Raw genomic sequence first — 20,883 nt, forward strand, 5'->3', positions numbered from 1 at the left:
TCGAACGAGCCACCCAAAACAGGAACCGCTTTTGCAAAAAAAATGCGCCACCGCCGCCACGCCCTGCCGGCGCCCCGTCAACGGGGGGTGACGCGGGTCCACCACGGCAGGGGATGGCTGACGCGGATGGGCATGACCGAAGCCAGCATGGCCAGTACCCGTTCGGGTTCGGTCATCGGGTAGCTGCCGAACACCGGCAGATCCGCCACCTCCGGCGACACGCTGAGCAGGCCGGCGCGATAGCGTCCGAGTTCGCGCAAGACCTCGCCCAGGGGCGCATTGCGGGCAATGTACAAGCCCCGCGTCGAGCCTTCGCTGGCCGGGTCCACCGGCTCGATCGGCGACAGTCCCGTCGCCGTCAGGCGCGCCTGCCAACCGGCGGGGATGACCACGCCGGCGCCATCGGCCCCATGCGCCTGGACGGCGCCGTCGTAGACCGCGATACGCGTGATGCCGGCATCCAGCCTGACGGTGAAGCGCGTGCCGAGCGCGCGCAGCCGGCCTTGCGGCGTATCCACCACGAACGGCCGTTGCTGCCCGCCGGCCGTGCTGACCAGGATTTCGCCCGCGACCAGCCGCAGGCGCCTCAGCGCCGGGCCGAAGTCCGTGTCGAAGGCGCTTGCCGTTCCCAGCCAGACCCGTGTGCCATCGGCCAGCAAGACCTCCCGGACTTCGCCGGTGGCAGTGCGATGGTCGGCCATGCGGGCCAGGACCAGGCCGGCCAGCGGCGAGTAGCGCCAGGCCACCCCGCTCGTCAGGCCGGCGCCGGCCACCAGCGCCAGACCGAGGACAACACGGCGCCGGGTTGCATTGGCGGTGGCGGCACGATAGGCGCCGACCGCGCCATGGGGATCGGGCGCCGTCTGGATGGGCCGGAACAATTGGCCGACGCGCTCGACCTGGGCCCAGGCCGCGCGATGCGCCTCGGCGCTATCACACCAGCGCCGCCACGCCTCGCGGTCGGTGGCGGTGGCCTCTTCCGATTGCAGCAGCGCGAACCACTGCGCGGCCTGCTCCAGGACCGCGTGCTCCCCGTGCCCCCGTTGCGGCGGCATGCCCATCGTCGTCAAAGCGTCTTCAGGCAATGCAGCATGGCCTGCGCGATGTACTTGCGCACCATGCGGGTGCTGACGCCCAGCTCCGCCGCCACTTCCGTTTCGCTCATGCCGCAACCGGAGGCCATGACGAAGGCGTGAGCCGCCTTCACGGGCAGGCTGCGCAACAGGCGGTCGATCTCTTGCAGCGCCTCCAGCACGATCGCCTGATGTTCGGCCGACGGCGCCAGCGCCTCGGGCTGGGCGGTGAGCGTGTCGAGCCAGGCCTGTTCGATACGCCGGCGGCGCCACAGGTCGACACACAGGCCGCCGGCCATGGTGCGCAGGTAGACGCGCGCTTCAGGCAGGCTGCCGAAGCGGCGCGGCGTGGTCAGGAGCCGCACGAACGCGTCCTGCGCCAGGTCGGCCGCGTCGGCGGCATTGCCGAGCCGACGGCGCAGCCAGGCCTGGAGCCAGGAATGATGGTCGCCGTAAAGGGTTTCCACGCTGGGCGGGATCGCGTAGTCGGAGGTATCCAAGGCAGGAGGCCGCCAGCCTGGCAACGGCATGACGGCGGCAATAGAACTTAATGGGAACGATTATTATTATCTAATTTTCCCGACCTGGATAGCGGCCGCGCCGCCATCAAGCCCCGCCGGGCCCCGTCGCTGCCGCCGGCGCGCCAGCGAAACCAGCAGTTGTTCCAACGCCGCAAAATCCACCGGCTTGACCAGGTGATGGTCGAACCCGGCCTCGTGGGAATGGCGCCGATCCTCGTCCTGGCCCCACCCCGTCATGGCGATCAGCACGACGCCCTGGCCCGACGGCGCCGAGCGTACCCGTCGCGCCACCTCGTGGCCGTCCATTCCAGGCATGCCGATGTCCACCAGCATCACGGCCGGCGCGAACTCGTCCAGCATGGCCAGCGCCTGCCGGCCGTCACGCGCAACCCCAACCCGCGCGCCGAACGCCTGGAGCACCATGGCGGTGGTGTCCGCGGAATCGGTGTTGTCGTCCACCACCAGGATACGACCAAGTTTCTGCCTGGGCGCGGCCTGGCCACCTTGCGGCGTCACTTGGCGCGGCGACGCGGCCTGCACCGGCAGGCGCACGACGATCTCGCAGCCCGTTCCGGGTCCCTGGCTCGCCGCCCTCACGCTGCCTCCGTGCAACGCCACCAGGCGCGCCACCAGCGTGAGCCCCACGCCCAGGCCGCCCGACCCGCGCCGGCCATCGACCTGCACGAAAGGCTCGAAGACACGTGTCAGCATATCCACCGGAATACCGCGTCCGTTATCCCGCACCGAAAGGATGAATTCGCCCGCCGCATCCTGGGTGCCCTTCAGGACGATATGGCCGCCCCGGTCGGTATATTTGGCTGCGTTGTTGAGCAGGTTGGAGACCACTTGCGTCAGTCGCACCGCATCGGCCTGCATCATCACCGGTTGCTCCGGCAGGGTCACGCTCACGGTGTGTCCGGCCGCCTCGATCTGTCCGCGGCTTGCCTCCAGCGCGTTGCGCAGCAGCTCCACCAGGTCCACCGGCGCCTTGCGCAGCAGGATCTTGCCACTGTTGATGCGGGCGATGTCCAGCAGGTCATCCACCAGCCGCGCGATGTGGCTGACCTGGCGCGCGAGCATCTCATGGACGCGCACCGTGCCGGCGGCGTCCACCTCCGAATGCCGCAACAGGTGCAGTCCATTGTGCAGCGGCGCCAGCGGGTTGCGCAGTTCATGCGCCAGCATGGCCAGGAACTCGTCCTTGCGTTCGTTGGCGTCGCGCAATGCCGCCTGGGTTTCTTGGCGCAACATCGCCAACCGCAAATGCGCGCCAACCCGCGCCTGCAATTCGGCGGGCGAGAATGGCTTGACCAGATAATCGTCGGCGCCCGCATCGAGGCCTTCGACGCGCGCTTCCTGCCCGGCGCGCGCCGACAGCAGGATCACCGGCACGGTCCGCGTCCGCGCATCGCCGCGCAGGGCCTGCAGCAAGGTCAGCCCGTCCATGCCCGGCATCATGATGTCGGTGATCACCAGGTCGGGCGGATCCTGCCGCGCGCTGCGCAGGGCTGTCGCGCCATCGGCGGCAATGCGCACATCGTAATCAGCGGCGAGCAGGCTGCGCAGGTACTCGCGCAGATCGGCATTGTCGTCAGCGCAGAGGATCCGCGGGCGATTGGCGGCGCCCGCGGATGCAAGCGCCGGGGATGCGTTGGCCAGCCAGCGCGACGCTTCCTGGCGGGCCTGCATCGTGGCATTGCCCGCGACGGGTTCGTGGGCGACCTTGCCATCGGCCGCGCTCGCCTGCTTCTTGGGCAGCGTGACCGTGAACACGCTGCCCACGCCCGGCTCGCTATCGACGCTGATGGCGCCGCCCAACAGCTTGACCAATTCACGCACCAGCGCCAGCCCGATACCCGAGCCTTCGTGGCTGCGGGCCGCCGGACTTTGGCCCCGGTGAAAGCGCTGGAAGATATTGGCCAGGTCCGAGCGGGCGATGCCGACACCGGTATCCCGCACGGACAGGACCACCTCATCGCCGCTGTCGCGCAAGGCCACGTCGATCGATCCCCGCAAGGTGTACTTGAACGCGTTGGACAACAGGTTCAGCACGATTCTTTCGTACCAGTCGCGATCGATGAGCACGGTGGGCACCGCGTCGCACTGTACCGACAAGGCCAGCCCCGCGCTCTCCATCGCCGATCGGAACGCGCTGGCGTGCTCCTGGGTGGCGCGGGCCAGGTCGGTGAGCTGCAGCCGCGCCACCATGCCGCCCCCTTCGATACGCGAAAAATCCAGCAGCGAGTTCACCAGCTTCTGCAGGCGCAGCGCATTGCGCAACAGCAGTTCCAGCGTCTCGCGTTCCAGGCCTGCCGACGGCTGCGCCAGCGCCTGTTGCAGCGGTCCGAGAATCAGCGTGAGCGGCGTCCGGAACTCGTGGCTGACGTTGGAAAAAAAAATGGTCTTGGCGCGATCCAGCTCCGCCAGGACTTCGGCGCGCCGAGCCTCCTGCTCATAGGCGACGGCGCTGGCGATGGCGCTGGCCGAATGCTGGGCGACCAGGTCGAGGAAGTCGCGGTAGGCGCTATCCAGCGGCCGCCGCGCACTGACGCCCAGCACCATGACGCCCGAGACCGAGCCATCAGCGGTCCAGCGCAACGGCAGGATGCGCGCCCATGCGGCCAGATCGGGCCAGGGCCCGCCTGGCAATGCCAGTCCCAACGACGCCAGCGCCACGGTCTGCGGTTCGCCATTGCCGGCGACGGCAGCCAGGGGCCAGTGGGCCGCCGGGTGCGACTGCGCATTCACGCCGGTCGCGGCAAGCAGTTCGAAGTCCGGGTCGCCGCATCGATAGATCAGGCAGAACGGCACGTCGCGCGGGTTGCGCGCCAGCACATCGCAGATACGCCCCGCCGTGGCGGCCGGCCCGGCGGCCGGCACCGGCTGCGCGCCGAGCTCGCGCAAGGTTTCCAGACGCCGCGCGCTGACGATCTTCTCGGTGGTCTCGGTGCAGGGGCAGAAAACGCCCTGGACGGTGACGCCGTCCGCCGCCAGGATCGGGCCGTAGGTGAAGGTGACGTAGACTTCTTCGCGCGGCAGGTGGCGGTCGAAATAGTATTCCTCGTCGTAGGACCAGGTAGCCTGGCCGCTGCGATAGACACCCGCAAGCATCGGGCCGATTTCGGGCCAGATCTCGCTCCAGCATTCCTGCCCGGGCCGGCCAAGCGCCGCCGGATGCTTGTGGGCGCCCAGGAACGGAACATAGGCATCGTTGTACAGGACGCTGAAATCCTCGCCCCACCAGAGCAGGATGGGAAAGCGGGAACTCAGGCACAGGCTCAATGCCGTGCGCAGATTCTGCGGCCACAGGGCGGGCGGCCCGATCGAAGTCGAGTCCCAATCCAGTTGCCGCAGATGCCGCGCGACCTCGCCCTGATCTGGCAGGAATTTCAAACTCGGGTCGAGTTGCAAGGGTTCTCCTGTAGGAAAGAGCCGCCTGATCCGACGACCGCCAGGCTTGGCCGGATGCTTCGATGGTATCGCAGGGCTATTCGCAAAAGACAGGAAGTGGTGAGTAGCGGTAACTGTCCTTGGCCGATGGCAAAGTAGAATGGCCTCGTCCTTCCACCGGCCGGCTCTCATGACCCATCCCCCCGAACCCTATCTGCCGCGGCGCTTCGAACCACTGGGCAATTGGAATCTGGCCGGCCACATCCTCAAGGCCTACGCCATTCATCACGATGCGCGCCATCCGGCGCCCTTGCTGGATGCCGCGCTCGCCGCCGCGGCGCGCGCGGCCGCGGGCGTGGCGCTGGCCGAACACGCGCAGGACGCCCGCAGCCATGGCCTGGGCTTCTGCATGGTGCATGTGGGCCAGGAAGCCGTATGGCTGCTGGTGGACTGGTGGATCACGGGCGGCATCGCCTGCCAGCGCATGCTGTCGGCGCCGCTCGCGCGTCCCGGCCACTACGCGCCGGTGCAGGCGCCAGCGCTGGCCTGCGTCTGGGAACTGGTGGTTACCGCGCACGAGCGCGACGCCTGGGTACGGCATATGCTGAATCCGGCGCCGGACCCCGGGGCGTATCTCGCGGACGTCCTGCCCGCCGGCGCGTACTGAACCAGGCGCGGCCGCGTCAGCGCGGCCCGAACACCTCGGCCAGCTTGCCGGCCTGCGGCATGCCGTTGTACTTCTTGAGCGCGCCGCTGTCGTCGCGCACGACGATGCCTGGCGTGCCGCGAAAGCCCAGCGACACCATCAGCGCCTGGTTGTCGTCGAGGATCTTGCCGATGTTGTCGGGCACGCTCTTGGCAGGCGTGATGCCGCCCTTGTCGAACTTGTGTTCGTTCTCGATCAACGCGGCAGACGGATCGGCGGCGCCCAGGATGGCGGCGGCCTTGGCGGGACTGTCCTGCCGGATCACGCCCACCAGCACATGCCGCAATTGCACCTTGCCGGAATCCACCCACGGACGCGCGGCTTCCCAGAACTTGTGGCAATAGGGGCAATTGGCATCGCTGAAGGTGTAGATGATGCGCGGCGCGTCCTTCCGGCCGTCGAGCACCCACGTCGATTTTTCCAGCTGCGCCCAGGCCTGGTCGCCCATCGGCTTGCTGACCAGGGCCTCGATCCTGGCATCGTCAAGCGGCTTGCCCTGGGCATCCAGGCGCGCGCCGACGATGGCGTTGCCATCGGGGGTGACATAGATCGCCACGGGCTGGTCGCCAGCCACGCCGGCGAAGGCGCGCAGGTTGCCGTCGACCTTGAATTCCTGCACCACGCGCAGGCCGCGCGTCTCCAGCGCCTTGAGCACGGCGGGCCGATCCTGGGCCTGGCTGCCGGCGGCGGCAAGCATGGCGGCCAGGGCGAAAAGGATGCGGCTGGGCGCATGCGGACGAATCATGGGGACTCCTGTTGCTGAAATCGGGGGATGGCGCGGCCGCGCGAAAGGCTATCCGGGCCGCCGCGCGCCAGCGACGCTGGCCGCCAATGCGGCCAGCGCCAACGCCAAGGGAATCAATGATACCCACAGCACTGTCATCCAGTCATACAAGGCCGGCCTGCTGCAGCGTCTCCATGAATGCCGACTCGATCGGAGCGAACTCTAGCGGCACGCCAGACTCCCCAGTTCCTGTTCCGCGACAGATTCAACACCGTTATGCCTGGGGCCGGGCGGCAATCCATGACAATTGCAACAAAATCCCGCCAGGCCCGGGCCGGACCGCGATGCCGTCACCGCCCCCGGATATAGCCGTCGCGCGTCTGTGGCAGCTTCATCCCCAGGATCGATGACGCCACCTGGGTGCGCAGGATCTGCGCGGTGCCGCCCGCGATGGTGAACATGCGCGCGTCGCGCACGTGGCGTTCCAGCGGCAGGTCGCGCCCATAGCCGGACGAGCCATGCAGCTGCAAGGCGTCGTTGGTGACGCGTTGCGCGGTCTCGGCCGCCACGATCTTGGCCTGCGCGGCCAGCGAGATGTCCGGAAAGCCGAAAGTCTCCGGCGTGCCGCTGTTGGCCGCGGCGTACAGCATGTGCCGCGCGCAGTTGAGCTGGATGGCCATGTCCGAGATCATCCACTGCAAGCCCTGGAATTCGGCAATGGGGCGGCCGAACTGGTGGCGTTGCTTCACGTATGCCACTGCCTCTTCGAAAGCGCCCTGCGCAATGCCCAGCGCCACGGTGCCGGCGCCGACGCGCTGCGCGTTGTATGCCTGCATCAACCCCGCGAACCCGCGCTTGAGTCCTTCGGGCGGCACGACCAGCATGGACCTGGGCACCTTCAGGTCGGTGAAGCGCAGATAGGTCTCCGGGATGCCCCTGACCCCCATGGCGTAGGACCGCTGCGTGACCGCCAGCCCGTCCTGGAGGGCGGGATCGTCCTTGATGTGGATGAACGCGCCGATGCCCTGGTCGACCCCGTCTTCGATGACGCGGGCGAATATCAGGTGCAGGCGCGAAACGCCGCCGCCGGTGATCCAGTACTTCTCGCCGTTGATGAGATAGTCGTCGCCATGCCGCACGGCCCGCGTCGCCATCTCGCTGGCGGCGCTGCCCGCCTGCGGCTCCGAGATGCAGATGGCCGGCTTGTCGCCCGCCAGCACGCAGGCCGCGGCCCGCTGCTTCTGTTCATGCGTGCCGTACCGCATGATGGCGCCGATCGCGCCCATGTTGGCCTCGACCGTGATCCGACCCATGGTCGCGCACGCCTTCGCCATTTCCTCGACCACGATGATCGTGTCCTGGTGGCCGAGCCCCTGGCCGCCGTACTCACGGGGGATGGTCATCCCCATGAACCCCTGGTCGCACAGCTGGCGCACGTTGTCCCACGGATACTGCTCGCTCTGGTCGGTGTGCGCCGCGGTCGGCTTGAACGCCTGCTGGGCCAGCTCCCGGGCGCGCTGCCGCAGCGCCGCTTGTTCCTTCGAAAGTACCACCATGATTTCTCCTGATTGCCGCTGAAAAAAAAGCGCAGCGCGCGCCGCTCAGCCCACTTTGATGTTGGCGTTGCGCGCGACTTGCGCCCAACGCGCGACCTCGGCCCGGGTCAACTGCGCCAGCTCGGCGGGCGTGCCGCCGCCGGCGTCCGCGCCCAGCTCCACCCATCGCCGCGCGAACGGCGCGTCGGCAAAGGCGCCGTTGATGGCCCGGTTCAGCGACGCGACCGTATCCGCGGGAGTGCCGGGCGGCGCATAGATGCCGTACCAGCTGGTCGCGTCGTAGTTCTCGGCGCCGCTTTCCGCGGCGGTGGGGACGTCGGGAAGGCTGGCCGACCGGTCCTTGGACGTAACCGCGATGGCGCGGACGCTGCCGGCCCGGATGTGCTGGATGGCCGACGGCATGGTCTCGAACATCATGTGCACGTTGCCGGCGATGATGTCGACGATGGCCGGCGCCGAGCCGCGATACGGCACATGCATCATCCGGGTGCCGGTCACGCTCTTGAAGTACTCCGCCATCAGGTGCTGCATGGTGCCGGCGCCCGGGGTGGCGTAGCTGTACTTCTCCGGGTCCGCCTTCAGCAGCCTGACCAGTTCCGCCACATTGCCGGCCGGCAGGTCCTTGTTGACGATGAGCGCATGATTGACCCGTCCCAGGAAACCCACCGCGGACATCTCGCGGATGTCGTAGCCCAGCTTCGGATAGACCGACTGCGCGATCGCATGGTGCACCGCCCCGAAGAGAATGGTGTAGCCGTCCGGCCTGGCCTTGGCGACCGCGTCCGCGCCCAGGGTCCCGCCCGCGCCGCCACGGTTCTCGACGATCACCGATTGGCCCAATCCGGCGCGCAGTGGCTCGGCCAGCTGCCGCGAAAGAATGTCCACGGTGCCGCCCGGCGCATACGGCGCGACCAGCCGTATCGTCTGCGAGGGGTATCCGCTGGCGGCCAGCGCCCTGCCGAACGGGGCGGCCGCGGCAAGCAACAACAACTGTCTCCTGTCCATGTCTGTCTCCTCTGGTGGATCGGCCCTCGGATCGGGGCCTGATTGCTTCTGCTTCGGATACCGGCCCGCGGCCGCGGGCGCTATGCCCGCGCGCCGCCGCCCCAATCGCGCAGGATCTCGTCGACGTGCTCGTTCAGGCGCGGCGGCGCACGCCGGTACGACACCGGCGTGCGCGACAGCTTCAAGGGGTTGGCCAGCAGGCTCACCGCGCCATCGCGCGCCCAGTCGCAGGGCATGCGCAGATGGGCGCCGCGTTCCTGCACATGCGGATCCTCGAACACCTCGCGCAGATCGTTGACCGGTCCGCACGGCACGTTCACGGCCTCCAGCGATTGCAGCCAGTATTGGCGCGGGCGGGTGCGCAGCGCCGCCTGCACGGCTTCACAAACGGCCTCTCGGTGCCGGACCCGCGCGACGTTGGTGCCGTAGCGCTCGTCCCGCGCCACCGCTTCGATGCCGGCGACCTCGCAGAAGCGCCGGAATTGCCCATCGTTGCCGACCGCCAGGATCATCGGCCCGTCGGCCGTCTCGAACACCTGGTACGGCACGATGTTCGGATGGCCGTTGGCCAGCCGCTTCGGGACCTCTGCACTGGCGAGGTAATTGGTGCCCGCGTTCACCAGCCAGGCGATCTGGCTGTCCAGCAGCGAAATGTCGATCTGCTGCCCTTCTCCGGTCGCGTCGCGATGGCGCAACGCCGCCAGGATGCCGACCGCCGCGTACATGCCCGTCATGACGTCGGCGATACCGACGCCCACCTTCATCGGCGTGCCGTCGGTCTCGCCGGTCAGGCTCATGATGCCGCCCATGCCCTGGATCAGGAAGTCATAGCCTGCGCGCCGGGCGTAGGGGCCGGTCTGGCCGAAGCCGGTGACCGAGCAATACACCAGGCCGGGATAGCGCTGGCGCAGGCTGGGATAGTCCAGTCCATGCCTGGCCAATCCGCCGACCTTGTAGTTTTCCACCAGCACATCGGCCCGGGCCAGCAGGCGGTGCAGCAGCGCGCGCCCGTCCTCGGTGGCGATGTCGATGGCGATCGAGCGCTTGTTGCGATTGGCGCTGAGGTAGTAGGCGCTCTCGTCCGTGTCGCGGCCATCCTTGCCGACAACGTAGGGCGGCCCCCATTTGCGCGTATCATCGCCCTCCCCGGGCTTCTCCACCTTGACCACGTCCGCGCCCAGATCGCCCAGCAGCTGGGTGGCGCTGGGACCGGCCAGAATGCGCGAAAGGTCAAGAATGCGCACGCCGTCGAGCGTGCCGGGGATCATCGACTGCATGCCTGTCTCCACGATTGATGTCGAGGCAGTCTAGAATTCGGCCCCTTCACCTTCAATTGAGATTTTTTTCAAGAACGCCCCGCGCGAATTGACGTTGCCAACGCCACCACGACGCACTACGCTTGCATCGTCCCGATTCGCCGCCACCGCCTCCTCACCTTCGAAGCACAAATGAAAAATACGTTGATGGCCACGCACCTGCGCCTGGTCGGCATGGCGGCGCTCTGGGGCGCATCGTGGTCCTGGGGCAAGGTCGTTGCGCAGGCGATGGCCCCGCTGGCCGCGGCCAGCCTGCGGTTCCTGTTCGCCAGCGTGGTGCTGGTGCTTTGGATGCATCGCGCGTCCGCGCTGCGCGACCTGAAGAAACTGACGCGCAACCAGTGGCTCGGCCTGGCCGCCGCGGCCATGGCGGGCGTATTCGGCTACTCGACCTTCTTCATGCTGAGCCTGCAGCTGGTGCCGGCCGGCAAGGCCGCCATCGTGGTGACGCTCAATCCCGGCGCCACGCTGCTGCTGGCGGCCATCCTGTTCAGGGAGCACCTGAACCCGGCGATCCTGGCGGGCATGGTCCTGTCGGCCATCGGCGCCTACATCGCGATCAGCGGCAACGGACCGAGCGCCGCCCTGCCCGGCTCGGTCGGCATCGGCGAGCTGTTGCTGCTGGGCTGCGTGGCCTGCTGGGTCGCGTACACGCTGATCGGCCGGCTGGTGCTCAAGGGCGTGGACGCATTGACCACCACCACGGTCACCACCGTGATCGGCGCCTTGCTGCTCCTGCTGGCCAGCATCGGATTCGAAGGCACCGCCGCCTGGGGCGCGCTGCGCGGCGCGCCGGCGGATGCCTGGGTCAGCCTGCTGGCCCTGGCCTTCGGCGCCACGGCCGTCGCCTATGCCTGGTACTTCGAGGGCGTCAAAGCGCTGGGCGCCGGCGCGGCCTCGGGCTACATCACGCTGGTGCCCGTGTTCGGCGTGCTGTTCTCCAGCCTGTGGCTGGACGAACCCACCAGCAAGAGCCTGTTCCTCGGCGCCGCCCTGGCCATTTCCGGCATGGCGCTCATGCATGTCGGCCGGCGCCGGGCGGAACTGCGCGGCCAGCGCCTGGCCCGCGCAGCGCGCGAAGGCGCGCCGGGCGGCAAACCCTGAATTCCGTCCGCCGGCCTCATTGCGCCAGCAGGCGCGCCAGGACCGCTTCACACAACGCCAACTGCTCCACCGCGATGAACTCGTCCGCGGTGTGGGCCTGGGCGATATCGCCCGGCCCGCACACCACCGTCGGGATGCCCGCGGCCTGATACAGGCCCGCTTCGGTGGTGAACGCCACGTGGCCGCCCTTGCCCGCCCCCGCCTGGAACAGGCGCGCGACGATGCCGTCCTCGTCGCGCCGGGATACCAGCGCCGGCACCGCGGTGCGGCGGAAGACGTCGACCCGCGAGGCCTCGACCTTGTCGCGCATGCGTCGCTGCAGTTCGGCCGCGCGCGCGTGGATCGGCGCCAGCACGGCATCGGGATCGACGCCGGGAAGAAAACGCAGGTCGAAGTCGAATTCGGCGCTTTCCGGGATGACGTTGGCCGCCTGCCCCGCGTGCACGCGGCAGACCGCCATGGTGGAGAACGGCACGTAGAAATCCTCGTCCACCTCCCGCTGCGCCAGCTGCCCGGCCTGCTCCGTGATTTCCGCCACCAGGGCGCAGGCCACTTGCGCCGCGTTCACGCCCAGGCCGCTCAGGGACGAATGCGCCGCGCGGCCAAGCACGCGGCACCGCAGCGCGTGCCGCCCCTTGTGGGCGCGCACCACCGCCATTCCGGTCGGCTCACCCACCACGCAGGCGTCGGGCCGGATGCCGAGTCCGCGCAGATCTTCCAGCAGACTGCGCACGCCGATGCAGCCGATCTCCTCATCGAAGGTGAAGGCCACATGCACGGGCCGCTTCAGGGCCTTCAGGTCGAGCCGTTCCAGCACCGACAGCACGCAGGCGAGAAATCCCTTCATGTCGCATACGCCTCGGCCGTAGACCCGTTCGCCCTCGCGCGACAGCTCGAACGGCGCGCGCGACCATTCCTGGCCGGCCACCGGCACCACGTCGGTATGCCCGGACAACAGGATGCCGCCGACATCGCCGCCGTGACTGGCATACAAGTTGGCGCGCCGCCCATCCGGACTGTAGGTGTAGCGGATGCGGAACCCCAGCCCGCGCAAGGCCTCCTCGACCATCTCCAGCAACGGCAGGTTCGATGCCGTGCCCGACACCGTCTCGCATGCCACCAGCCGCCCCAGCCACGACAAGGTCGCGTGCAGGCCATCAAGGAGAGGGAGTGCCATCACGCCTCCAGGGAAATGTTGGCGCGTTTCGCCACCGACCGCCATTTTTCAAGTTCGGCGCCGATCTGCCTGGAGAATTCCTCCGGCGCATTGGCGCGCGGCACGGCGCCCAATTCCACGATCCGGGCGGCGACCTCCGGCCGTTTCAATGCCGCCACGACCGCTTCCTGCAAGGCCGCCACCAAAGCGGGAGGCATGCCCGCCGGACCGACCAGGCCGAACCACGCGGGATCGTTGAGCGCCGGGATGCCGGCCTCGGCAAATGTCGGCACGTCGGGCAGTTGGGCGACACGCCCCGGCCAGGCGACCGCCAGCGCGCGCAAGCGTCCGCCCAGCACGTGCGGCAGCGAGGCCGGCAGGTTGTCGCACAGCACGTCGACGTGGCCGGCGATCGCGTCCTGCAAGGCCGGCCCCGCGCCGCGGTACGGCACGTGCCGCAGGCGCGCGCCGGTCGTCTGCGCCAGGAGTTCGCCCATCATGTGCCCAAGCGAGCCAACGCCCGGCGATCCGAACATCAGGTCGCCGTCCTTGCGCCTGGCCAGCGCGACGAACTCCACCAGATTGGCGGCAGGCAGTCGCGGATTGATCGACACGATGTTGGGGACGTCGGCCAGATTGGAGATGGGGGAAAAATCGCGCAGGGGCTGGTAGCCGGGCCTGGCCGAGACGGCGGGCTGGATCGCATGCGTACTGACCGTGGCCACCCCCAATGTCAGCCCGTCCGGCGCCGCGCGCGATACATGCAGGGCGCCCACCGCGCCGCCGGCGCCCGGCCTGTTTTCGACAATGACGCTCTGCCCGAGGCGCTCCGCCAGCGCCCCCGCGATGAGGCGCGGGATCAGGTCCGCCGAGCCCCCCGGCGCGAAAGGCACGACGATACGGATGACGCGGTCCTGGGCCTGGACCCGCGACGCGGCGGCCAGCGACAACGCGCAAGCCTGGATGAAATGACGGCGCTTCATGTGTTTTCCCCTTCCGGTTATGAAAAAGCCCCTCTTGCAGGGGCTTGGTCGTCGAAACAGCGGTCAGATGCGGCCGTCGTAGGCCTTTCTCGGGATGCGGCACGAGATCAATGCAAAGCGATCCGACGCCAGCGACTCGCGGATCGCGGCGGCAAGTTCGGCGCGGCTGCCGACCTCGAATCCCAGGCCGCCCATGGCGCGCGCCACGCCGGCGAAATCGGTGCCCGCGAAATCCACGCCCAGGTTGGGCAGGCCGTTGGCGCGCTGCTTGATCTCGATCAGCGACAGGGATTCGTCGGCAAAGACGAAGACGATCACCGGCGCCCGCGCGTCGCGGGCCGTCGCCAGTTCGCCCAGCGTCATTTCCAGGCACGCGTCGCCGGTGAACACGGCCACCGGCCGTTCGGGCTCGGCCAGCTTGGCGCCGATGCCCAGCGGCAGCGAGCAGCCCATGGTGCACAGCGCCGAGGACTGCATCAGGGTCCGCGGTTCATGGCATTGCCACACTTGCGACAACAGGATGCGATGCGCGCCGCTGTCGACCGAGGCCACGGTGTTCGCGGGCAGCAACGCCCGCGCCACATCGACGATCGCGGCCGGCCCCCATTCCTCGTCGGCGCGGTAGATGGCGGCGATGGCGCGCTTGATGTCGGCGACGGCGCCTTCGGTCCATTGCGACTGCCCCGCCAGCCCGGCGCCCAGCGCGGCCAGGCTGTGCCTGATATCGCCGACGAACGAGATCGCCGACTGGTGCATGTAATGGGTGTTGCGGGTCGCGGACACCTCGATCACCCGCGCGTCGTCGGCCCAGACATTGCGCCATCCCACGCGCATCTCGATCGGGTCGTAGCCGGCCAGCAGGACCACGTCGGCCTCGCGGACGAGCGGCAGCACGACCTGGTCTGCCAATGGCGACAGCCCCATGCCGCCGATCACCATGTCGCTGCGCTCGTCCACGATGCCCTTGCCCTTGTAGGTCGTGATCAGCGGAATCCTCAACTCCCGCACCAGCGCCTCGACCTGCGCCTGCGCGTGATGATGCAGGGCCTCGACCCCGGCGATGATCACGGGCCGCCTGGCCGCCGCCAGCCAGGCGCGGGCTTGCTGGAAGCGGTCCGTATCGGCCGGCGCCACCGGCGCCGGCGGCACGCGCCGCGCGCCCCTGGCGGGCATGACTTCCTGCAGGGCAACCGAAATCGGCACATCCACGTGCACCGGCCCCGGCGGGTCGTCCATGGCGATGGCGAGCGCCTTGTCGATGATGGCCTGCGCGGCGCCGGCGGACATGCGCAGCGATGCCTTGGTGATCGGCCGCATCAATGCCGCGTGGTCGAACACCTGATGCGTATAGGTAGCGGCCTCGTCCTCGTCGACGCAGCCGGTGATGAACAACATCGGCACCCGGTCCTGCAGCGCGTTGGCGACCACGTTGACGGCGTTGGCGACGCCCGGCCCCAGCGTCGCGATCAGCACGCCGGGCGCGCCGGACCGATGAAACGCGCCTTCGGCCATGAAGCCGCCGGAGTTCTCGTGCTTGACCAGCGTGAACTTCACGCCGGCTTCGTCCAGGCCGCGCATGACCGACAGCACCTCCCCTCCCGGGATGCCGAACGCGTGCCGGCACCCCGCCTCATAAAGACGCTGGCCGATGATCTGGGAAACGGTAGACATGGATGATCCAGAAAAAAGCGGGACGCGGTTCCGGGGCCGATGCGGTCGGCTCGTCGCGCCCCTTGTTGCAGGAATGCCGACCGGCCGCGCCGATCGGGCAAGGCGTTCAGGTCAGGTTGCCCAAGGCATACGCCATGCGTTCGGCGGCGATGCGCAGGTTCTCGTCCGAGGTCGCGTACGACAGCCGCAGGAAGCCCGGCATGCCGAAGCCGGAGCCGGGCACCACCGCGACGCCGGCTCGGAGCAGATAGGCAGCCAGGGCCACGTCGTCGGCGATGCGTTCGCCGCCAGGCGCCTGGCGGCCAAGACAGGCCCGCACGTCGGGAAACAGGTAGAACGCGCCTTCGGGCCGCGGCGTATGGAGCCCGGCGATCCCGGAAAGCGCGTCATGCAGGAAGTCGCGGCGGCGCTGAAAGGCCTGGCAACGCCGCCGCACTTCGTCCTGCGGCCCTTCCAGCGCGGCCACCGCCGCGGCCTGGGAGATGGACGAGGTGTGTGAATTGATCTGCATCTGCAGCTTGGTCATCGCCTCGATCAGGTGCCGCGGCCCGCAGGCGTAGCCCAGGCGCCATCCCGTCATGGCATAGGCTTTCGACACGCCGTTGACGGTCAGGATGCGATCCGCGAGGTCCGGCGCCACCTGCGCCAGGGTGTGGAAGGCGCGTCCGTCGTACAGGATGTGCTCGTAGATATCGTCGACCAGAATGAAGAAATCCCGGTGCGGGCTTTGGCGGATGACCTGCGCGAATTCAGCCAGTTGGGCCCGGTCGTAGGCGGTGCCGCTGGGATTGCTGGGCGAATTCAGGACCAGCCATTTGGTCCGGGGGCCGATCGCCGCCGCCAGATCGGCCGCCGACAGCGCATAACCGCGCTGCGGCGACGTCATGATCGGGCGCAAAACGCCGCCATTCATGGCGACGATATCGCTGTAGGAGGCCCAGTAAGGCGCCGGCATGATGACCTCATCGCCCGGACTCAGGGTCGCCAGGAACGCCTGGTAGATGACCTGCTTGCCGCCACAGCCCACGCTGATCTCGGCAATGGAGCAGTCGATGCCGTTGTCGCGCCTGAACTTGGCGACGATGGCCTCACGCAGCCGCGTGCTGCCGTTGATGGGGGTGTAGCGGGTTTCACCATCGCGGATGGCGCGGATCGCCGCCTCGCCGATGTGCTGCGGCGTGGGGAAATCCGGCTCGCCGAGCGTCATGTCGATGACACTGTGGCCCTGCTGGATGGCCTGGCGGGTTCGTTCCGCCATGACCTGGATGGGGGAAAGGCGCAGAGCGGAGATGATGGGAGCGAACATGGGCGGAATCCCTGACGAGGTGGAATCAGTCTAGAATTCACATGATTCAATCTCAATTGAATTTGGATTCAATATGATTTCGCCCCTCGGGCCCGAGGTCCCCACCCTGCGCCAGCTGGAACTGCTGTTGTCCCTGGCCAGCGCCGACGGCATCGCCAGTGCCGGCGCCAAGATCGGCATGACGCCCTCGGCCACCAGCCACGCCCTGCGCGCGCTGGAGTCGACTCTGGGCGTGCTGCTGATCGACCGCAATGCGCCGCAGCTCGAACTGACCCATGCGGGCGAGCAGATCCTGCCGCATGTGCGCGACGTGTTCGCGGCCCTGCAGCTGATCCAGGCCACGGCCAACGCCAGCGTCGGCCTGAAAAGCGGAATGCTGAAGATCGGCTCGTTCGGCCTGAGCTCGTCGCTGCGGCTGTTGCCGCCGCTGTTGCAGCAGTTTCGCAAGCTGTATCCGGGCATCGACCTGAGGGTCTTCGAAAAGGCCGACGCGGACATCGTGCAGGACCTGATAGAGCGGCGCCTTGAAATCGGCGTCGTCACGCTGCCCAAGCCGCAGTTCGACACCGTGGCGATCGCCAACGACGAGCTGGTGGCCGTGGTGCCGGCGCGGCACGAACTGGCCAGCCTGGACACGATCGAAGTCGGGCGGCTGGCACAGTTCCCCTTCATCCTCACGCATGCGGGTTCACAGGGGCTGGTGGCCAGGATGTTCAGCCGGGCCGACGTTTCGCTCAAAGTGACCCACGAGCTGTCGCAGATGCTCTCCATCCTCGACTTCGTCGCGCGCGGCGAAGGCATTTCGGTGGTGGCGTCGCTGGCCCTGCCGGCCAGGTACGACGGCGTGGTCTACAAGGCGATCGCGCCCCTCACTTCCCGCAGGGTCGGGTTGGCCTGTCTCAACGAAAGCCGGCTGTCGCCCGCGGCCGCGGCGTTCTGGAAACTGGCCAAATCGCGCAGCCGGAAAAAACACGCGCCAACCGCGTGAGCCGCCGTCACATCACCGGAAACGTCATGCCGGGCGCGGCCTCGCGCACCATGGTCCAGAATGCGTGGGCGGCCGGGGAAAGCCGCCGTTCGTTCAGACAGGCCAGTCCGATCCGCCTTTTGACCGCGGGGCCGATCTTCCGATAAACCAGGCCGTCGTAGCGCTCGGGCAACACCAGCGACGCCAGCACGGAAATGCCCTGGCCTCTCCTGACGAACTCCAGGATCGACATGATCTGCGAGAGGTCGTGAGCGATGCGCGGCGTGATGCCGGCGCGCTCGAACATGCGCGTGATCACCGGCTGCGAGCCGGCGCGCGTCATGATGAGCGGATAGGCGGCCAAGTCCTTGACGCCGATCACGCTCAGCCTGGCCAGCGGATGCCCTTGCGGCAGCACGACCATGAGTTCGTCGGACACCAGGGGCAGCGTGTCGAAGTCGGGTTTGGGCAGCGCCACCACGCCGATCTCGATGCGGCGCTCGATCAGGGCGCGCTCCATTTCCGGATCTGGCTTTTCGGTGACGAAGACGTCGACGCCCGGATAGCGCGCCTTGAACATCTCCAGCAACTGCGGAAGGATATTCAACGACGAACTCGCGCCCAGCGATCCCAGCGTCAGCATCCCGGCGCGCAGCCCCGCGCTGGCGCTGACCGTGGCCCGCACCACCTGCAGGGACGCGAACACGTCGCGCACATGCGGCAGGATCTGTTGCGCCGCGTAGGTCAGCTGGACGCCGGTGACATTGCGGTCGATCAACGGGGCGCCCAGCGTCAGTTCCAGCGTCTTGAGCGCATGGCTTGTCGCCGACGGCGTCATCCCCAGGCGCGCGCCGGCGCTGGCGATGTTGTCCGAGGACGCCAGCGCGATGAACAGTTCCAATTGCTTCAACGACAGGGATTTGGCGGCCTTGTCTGTCATTGTCGACGGTCCCCTTGCATCGAGAACGGCCGCCGGAAGACGAGCCGCTTGAAATGTCGAGTGAGTATATACATCGGCCCCCTGCCCGGCGCGGGCCTTCAATGCGCGATCCGGAAATGGCATCATGGCGGACCGCGCCGGCATTTCGCCATTCGCCGCGGCCCTGAACCGGAGCCGGCATGACGCAGTTGCACGAACGATTCCTGGAAGCGCCTGTCCGGCGCCGCGGCACGGTGAAACGCGCGGACGTCGCAGGCCTGTCCGGCGACATGACGCCGCCGCGCCGGGAATCATCGCGGCCGCAAGGCCAAGAGGCTGCCTGATGGCGACGGCGCAATCCGCGACGCTGCAACCCTGCGTGCATGATGGCATTCCCGCCCGGGAAACCTGGCTGGATTGCGCGTCGGCCGACGGCGGCCGGCTGCGCCTGGTGTTGCTGGCGGAAGAAACTCGGGCCACCGCCACGCTGCTGGCATCGGCCCGCGCCATCGCGCAAGCGCTGCCGGCGCGCCTGGACGCCGCGTTGCGCTTCCTGTGGCAGGCCGGCCGCGAAGCCGGCGATCCCGACGATGCGCCCGCCGCCTTCATGGAAGGCTTTGCGCCGTCCGACCTGGTGATGGCGGCCGATGGCGGCTACGTCCTGCATCTCGCGCCGCGCGACGCGGCCTGGTTCATGCCGGGCTACTGGCCGTCGCTGCGATTTTCGGCCGACCACGCCCCCGCGGGATGGACCTGCGAATCCTGACCCATCCATCTCGAAGCGCGATCGCGCTTTGAGATGCCCGCGGCGCCGGCCACCGCCAGTGGTGGTGGCAGCAGCAACGGCAGGCTCGCCGCGATACGATGCGCCTGCAACGGCAGCAGGCCCTGGATGGTGCCAAGGTCATTGGCCGCGTCGGCGCGCGCGCGCAACGCCGCCTGTTCCTCGCGCAAAGCCTGGTTGTTCGCGATGCCCCGCGCCAGCAGGCGGGCCTGCGCGTCGTGGAACGCCTGGATCGCATTGCGCAGGCAATGGGCAGTGTATTGATCGCCCAGCCGGTCAAGGGGCACGCCGACGGCCGGCCTGCCGGCGCCCGCGCCGCGTTGCGGCGATGCCGCCGTGGCCGCGGCCTGCGAACGCCCCGCCTGCGCGAGCGCCAACGCCGCGGCCTGCGTGCGCGCGAAGCCCGCCCGCTCGGTCCGAGCCTGTGCCCGCAGGCGTTCGGCACGGTAGGGATCGCGGACATCGTCGATCCGGACCGAGCCCATGGGATCAATGGCTTTGGCGCTCATGCCGATGCCCTTCGGATGGCGGGCTCGCGCCGGCGCTGCGCGCGGATCCAGAGCATCTGCGCCACCACGCCCACCGCGAACAGCGCCAGCCACGTCGCCAACGCGCCACGCACCAAGGGCGATTGCGGCCCATCGGCAAGCGGATGCGAGAGCGGCAGCCGCGTCAACGTTTCGGCAATGCCGGGAATCCACATCAGGAAAAAACTGAACGAGAACCCAAGCTGGGACAGATAGGGCCGCGCCCGCACGCGCGGCGGCAGGCGCGATGCCAGCAAGGCGCCCGCGATCGACAGCAGCGCCAGGATGCCCAGCGCATGGCCGGCATTGAAGCCGCCGGTGCTGGACAATCCGAAGGCGGTGAACACGGCCACCAGCAATCCACCCAGGTAGACCTTGCCGGCGACTGTCGCGCTGTCGATTCCACGATAACGCGCGAAGCTGTACAGGCCCGCGATGGCGGGCACGAGACTGATGAGGGTATGGGCAGCCCCCAGCGGGGAAATGGGATGAGGCATGGATGCAGTCTCCAGGAAAAACAACCAACTAGTTGGTAGGTTTAATGGTTCAAAAAAATGCGCGCCGGCCGGCGCGCATCGCGGGAATCGTCAGGCAGGCGCGGTCAGTTGGCGGATGGCCGCGCGCGTAACCGAGGCGAACGCGTCGGGATCGCCGACGGCCCGCGCGGTCAGCATGGCGCCGTGGACGGTGGACATGAACGCCTGCGCTTCGGCCTGGACGCCATCACGAAGACGGAAATGGCCCGTGGCCACGCCCTTTTCCAGCACCGACGCCAGCCAGCCGCTCAACTCGCCGAAATACGCGCGCACCTCGTCGGCGATTTCCGGGGGAATCAGCGGCAATTCGGCAGCCAGCATCGCGCAGATGCACATGGGCAGCGAGCCCTCGCGGATGCACTGGGCCCAATACTCGGTATAGGCGGTAAGCCGCGCCAGCGGATCCTCGACGTGCCGATCGAGTCCGGCCAGGCCTTCACGCGCCTGCGCGCGGTGCCGCGCCACGACCGCCAGCACCAGCTCCGCCTTGGTCGGAAAATGGTGATGGATACTGGCCTTGCCGATATGCACCCGCTCGGATACGTCGGCATAGCTGAATCCGTGGTATCCACCGGCGGCAAGCAGCAGCTTGGTCTGCTCGACGATCTCGATGGCCCGGGGGGAAAGCTCCAGACTCAT

Annotated in this window: 19 protein-coding genes; 4 read left to right on the forward strand and 15 right to left on the reverse strand. The window is 68.3% G+C overall.

The window, feature by feature from the left end; translation table 11 throughout:
* Positions 1 to 77: 77 nt before the first annotated feature.
* The 3 genes from ACVN9Z_RS02680 to ACVN9Z_RS02690 all read right to left on the reverse strand — a co-directional run bounded on the left by ACVN9Z_RS02680 (position 78) and on the right by ACVN9Z_RS02690 (position 5,005).
* Positions 78 to 1,085, reverse strand: a complete 1,008-nt coding sequence (locus tag ACVN9Z_RS02680) for a FecR domain-containing protein (protein ID WP_223308607.1) — start codon at positions 1,083 to 1,085, stop codon at positions 78 to 80.
* Positions 1,067 to 1,573, reverse strand: coding sequence for a sigma-70 family RNA polymerase sigma factor (locus tag ACVN9Z_RS02685; protein ID WP_020926453.1), 507 nt, complete (start codon positions 1,571 to 1,573; stop codon positions 1,067 to 1,069). Before ACVN9Z_RS02685 ends, ACVN9Z_RS02680 begins: the two co-directional genes overlap by 19 nt.
* A 66-nt stretch (positions 1,574 to 1,639) precedes the next feature.
* On the reverse strand, positions 1,640 to 5,005 hold the full coding sequence (locus ACVN9Z_RS02690; RefSeq protein WP_458213069.1) for an ATP-binding response regulator: 3,366 nt from the start codon (positions 5,003 to 5,005) through the stop codon (positions 1,640 to 1,642).
* A 169-nt stretch (positions 5,006 to 5,174) separates the two neighbouring features.
* On the opposite strand from ACVN9Z_RS02690, the gene ACVN9Z_RS02695 reads away from it, so the two are divergent.
* Positions 5,175 to 5,651: a hypothetical protein gene (locus tag ACVN9Z_RS02695; RefSeq protein WP_020926450.1), complete on the forward strand. Its 477-nt coding sequence runs from the start codon at positions 5,175 to 5,177 to the stop codon at positions 5,649 to 5,651.
* 16 nt (positions 5,652 to 5,667) lie between these two features.
* Here ACVN9Z_RS02695 and dsbG read toward each other — a convergent pair whose 3' ends face one another.
* From dsbG to ACVN9Z_RS02715, 4 genes are all read right to left on the reverse strand, one after another.
* Positions 5,668 to 6,435 carry a thiol:disulfide interchange protein DsbG gene (dsbG, locus tag ACVN9Z_RS02700; RefSeq protein WP_020926449.1) on the reverse strand — a complete coding sequence of 256 codons (768 nt, stop codon included), beginning with the start codon at positions 6,433 to 6,435 and terminating at the stop codon, positions 5,668 to 5,670.
* A 329-nt stretch (positions 6,436 to 6,764) separates the two neighbouring features.
* Positions 6,765 to 7,970, reverse strand: coding sequence for a 3-sulfinopropanoyl-CoA desulfinase (acdA, locus tag ACVN9Z_RS02705; RefSeq protein ID WP_058665770.1), 1,206 nt, complete (start codon positions 7,968 to 7,970; stop codon positions 6,765 to 6,767).
* A 45-nt stretch (positions 7,971 to 8,015) separates the two neighbouring features.
* Positions 8,016 to 8,975, reverse strand: a complete 960-nt coding sequence (locus tag ACVN9Z_RS02710) for a Bug family tripartite tricarboxylate transporter substrate binding protein (RefSeq protein ID WP_053498215.1) — start codon at positions 8,973 to 8,975, stop codon at positions 8,016 to 8,018.
* Positions 8,976 to 9,055: 80 nt separating this feature from the next.
* Positions 9,056 to 10,252, reverse strand: a complete 1,197-nt coding sequence (locus ACVN9Z_RS02715; RefSeq protein ID WP_429941480.1) for a CaiB/BaiF CoA transferase family protein — start codon at positions 10,250 to 10,252, stop codon at positions 9,056 to 9,058.
* A 171-nt stretch (positions 10,253 to 10,423) separates the two neighbouring features.
* Here ACVN9Z_RS02715 and ACVN9Z_RS02720 point away from each other — a divergent pair, with 171 nt between their 5' ends.
* Positions 10,424 to 11,395, forward strand: a complete 972-nt coding sequence (locus tag ACVN9Z_RS02720) for a DMT family transporter (protein ID WP_035182098.1) — start codon at positions 10,424 to 10,426, stop codon at positions 11,393 to 11,395.
* A 16-nt stretch (positions 11,396 to 11,411) separates the two neighbouring features.
* On the opposite strand, the gene argE is transcribed toward ACVN9Z_RS02720, so the two are convergent.
* From argE to ACVN9Z_RS02740, 4 genes are all read right to left on the reverse strand, one after another.
* A complete protein-coding gene (argE, locus tag ACVN9Z_RS02725) occupies positions 11,412 to 12,572 on the reverse strand; it encodes an acetylornithine deacetylase (RefSeq protein WP_458213070.1) in 1,161 nt (386 codons plus the stop codon).
* Positions 12,572 to 13,534 carry a Bug family tripartite tricarboxylate transporter substrate binding protein gene (locus ACVN9Z_RS02730; protein ID WP_241072000.1) on the reverse strand — a complete coding sequence of 321 codons (963 nt, stop codon included), beginning with the start codon at positions 13,532 to 13,534 and terminating at the stop codon, positions 12,572 to 12,574. The genes argE and ACVN9Z_RS02730 overlap by 1 nt, the downstream gene beginning before the upstream one ends.
* A 63-nt stretch (positions 13,535 to 13,597) precedes the next feature.
* Positions 13,598 to 15,205 (reverse strand): thiamine pyrophosphate-binding protein, encoded by a 1,608-nt coding sequence (locus tag ACVN9Z_RS02735; protein WP_020926441.1) that lies wholly within the window; start codon positions 15,203 to 15,205, stop codon positions 13,598 to 13,600.
* Between the two features lie 106 nt (positions 15,206 to 15,311).
* Entirely contained in the window at positions 15,312 to 16,511 is a 1,200-nt protein-coding gene (locus ACVN9Z_RS02740) for a pyridoxal phosphate-dependent aminotransferase (protein WP_026384069.1), read from the reverse strand.
* 73 nt (positions 16,512 to 16,584) lie between these two features.
* Here ACVN9Z_RS02740 and ACVN9Z_RS02745 point away from each other — a divergent pair, with 73 nt between their 5' ends.
* Positions 16,585 to 17,499, forward strand: coding sequence for a LysR family transcriptional regulator (locus ACVN9Z_RS02745; RefSeq protein WP_458213071.1), 915 nt, complete (start codon positions 16,585 to 16,587; stop codon positions 17,497 to 17,499).
* Positions 17,500 to 17,506: 7 nt separating this feature from the next.
* Here the strand turns inward: ACVN9Z_RS02745 and ACVN9Z_RS02750 are convergent, their stop codons facing one another.
* Complete coding sequence (locus ACVN9Z_RS02750) at positions 17,507 to 18,418, reverse strand: LysR family transcriptional regulator (RefSeq protein WP_026384067.1); 912 nt, start codon at positions 18,416 to 18,418, stop codon at positions 17,507 to 17,509.
* A gap of 322 nt (positions 18,419 to 18,740) precedes the next feature.
* Between ACVN9Z_RS02750 and ACVN9Z_RS02755 the strand changes: the two genes are divergently transcribed.
* Complete coding sequence (locus tag ACVN9Z_RS02755) at positions 18,741 to 19,163, forward strand: hypothetical protein (RefSeq protein ID WP_109864580.1); 423 nt, start codon at positions 18,741 to 18,743, stop codon at positions 19,161 to 19,163.
* Here ACVN9Z_RS02755 and ACVN9Z_RS02760 read toward each other — a convergent pair.
* The 3 genes from ACVN9Z_RS02760 to ACVN9Z_RS02770 all read right to left on the reverse strand — a co-directional run bounded on the left by ACVN9Z_RS02760 (position 19,100) and on the right by ACVN9Z_RS02770 (position 20,883).
* On the reverse strand, positions 19,100 to 19,690 hold the full coding sequence (locus ACVN9Z_RS02760) for a hypothetical protein (protein ID WP_054497259.1): 591 nt from the start codon (positions 19,688 to 19,690) through the stop codon (positions 19,100 to 19,102). The two genes, ACVN9Z_RS02755 and ACVN9Z_RS02760, sit on opposite strands and share 64 nt — an antisense overlap.
* Positions 19,687 to 20,205: a hypothetical protein gene (locus ACVN9Z_RS02765; RefSeq protein WP_006385998.1), complete on the reverse strand. Its 519-nt coding sequence runs from the start codon at positions 20,203 to 20,205 to the stop codon at positions 19,687 to 19,689. Before ACVN9Z_RS02765 ends, ACVN9Z_RS02760 begins: the two co-directional genes overlap by 4 nt.
* A gap of 90 nt (positions 20,206 to 20,295) precedes the next feature.
* On the reverse strand, positions 20,296 to 20,883 hold the full coding sequence (locus tag ACVN9Z_RS02770) for a TetR/AcrR family transcriptional regulator (protein ID WP_020926437.1): 588 nt from the start codon (positions 20,881 to 20,883) through the stop codon (positions 20,296 to 20,298).

The organism is Achromobacter sp. KK8 (assembly GCF_054188005.1).

Coding starts and splice junctions, on each gene's coding strand:
- ACVN9Z_RS02745 (WP_458213071.1), top strand. CDS start 16,585: ATGATTTCGCCCCTCGGGCCCGAGGTCCCCACCCTGCGCCAGCTGGAA.
- ACVN9Z_RS02720 (WP_035182098.1), top strand. CDS start 10,424: ATGAAAAATACGTTGATGGCCACGCACCTGCGCCTGGTCGGCATGGCG.
- ACVN9Z_RS02765 (WP_006385998.1), bottom strand. CDS start 20,205: ATGCCTCATCCCATTTCCCCGCTGGGGGCTGCCCATACCCTCATCAGT.
- argE (WP_458213070.1), bottom strand. CDS start 12,572: ATGGCACTCCCTCTCCTTGATGGCCTGCACGCGACCTTGTCGTGGCTG.
- ACVN9Z_RS02740 (WP_026384069.1), bottom strand. CDS start 16,511: ATGTTCGCTCCCATCATCTCCGCTCTGCGCCTTTCCCCCATCCAGGTC.
- ACVN9Z_RS02755 (WP_109864580.1), top strand. CDS start 18,741: ATGGCGACGGCGCAATCCGCGACGCTGCAACCCTGCGTGCATGATGGC.
- ACVN9Z_RS02710 (WP_053498215.1), bottom strand. CDS start 8,975: ATGGACAGGAGACAGTTGTTGTTGCTTGCCGCGGCCGCCCCGTTCGGC.
- ACVN9Z_RS02735 (WP_020926441.1), bottom strand. CDS start 15,205: ATGTCTACCGTTTCCCAGATCATCGGCCAGCGTCTTTATGAGGCGGGG.
- ACVN9Z_RS02750 (WP_026384067.1), bottom strand. CDS start 18,418: ATGACAGACAAGGCCGCCAAATCCCTGTCGTTGAAGCAATTGGAACTG.
- dsbG (WP_020926449.1), bottom strand. CDS start 6,435: ATGATTCGTCCGCATGCGCCCAGCCGCATCCTTTTCGCCCTGGCCGCC.
- ACVN9Z_RS02760 (WP_054497259.1), bottom strand. CDS start 19,690: ATGAGCGCCAAAGCCATTGATCCCATGGGCTCGGTCCGGATCGACGAT.
- ACVN9Z_RS02695 (WP_020926450.1), top strand. CDS start 5,175: ATGACCCATCCCCCCGAACCCTATCTGCCGCGGCGCTTCGAACCACTG.
- acdA (WP_058665770.1), bottom strand. CDS start 7,970: ATGGTGGTACTTTCGAAGGAACAAGCGGCGCTGCGGCAGCGCGCCCGG.
- ACVN9Z_RS02770 (WP_020926437.1), bottom strand. CDS start 20,883: ATGAGTCTGGAGCTTTCCCCCCGGGCCATCGAGATCGTCGAGCAGACC.
- ACVN9Z_RS02730 (WP_241072000.1), bottom strand. CDS start 13,534: ATGAAGCGCCGTCATTTCATCCAGGCTTGCGCGTTGTCGCTGGCCGCC.
- ACVN9Z_RS02715 (WP_429941480.1), bottom strand. CDS start 10,252: ATGCAGTCGATGATCCCCGGCACGCTCGACGGCGTGCGCATTCTTGAC.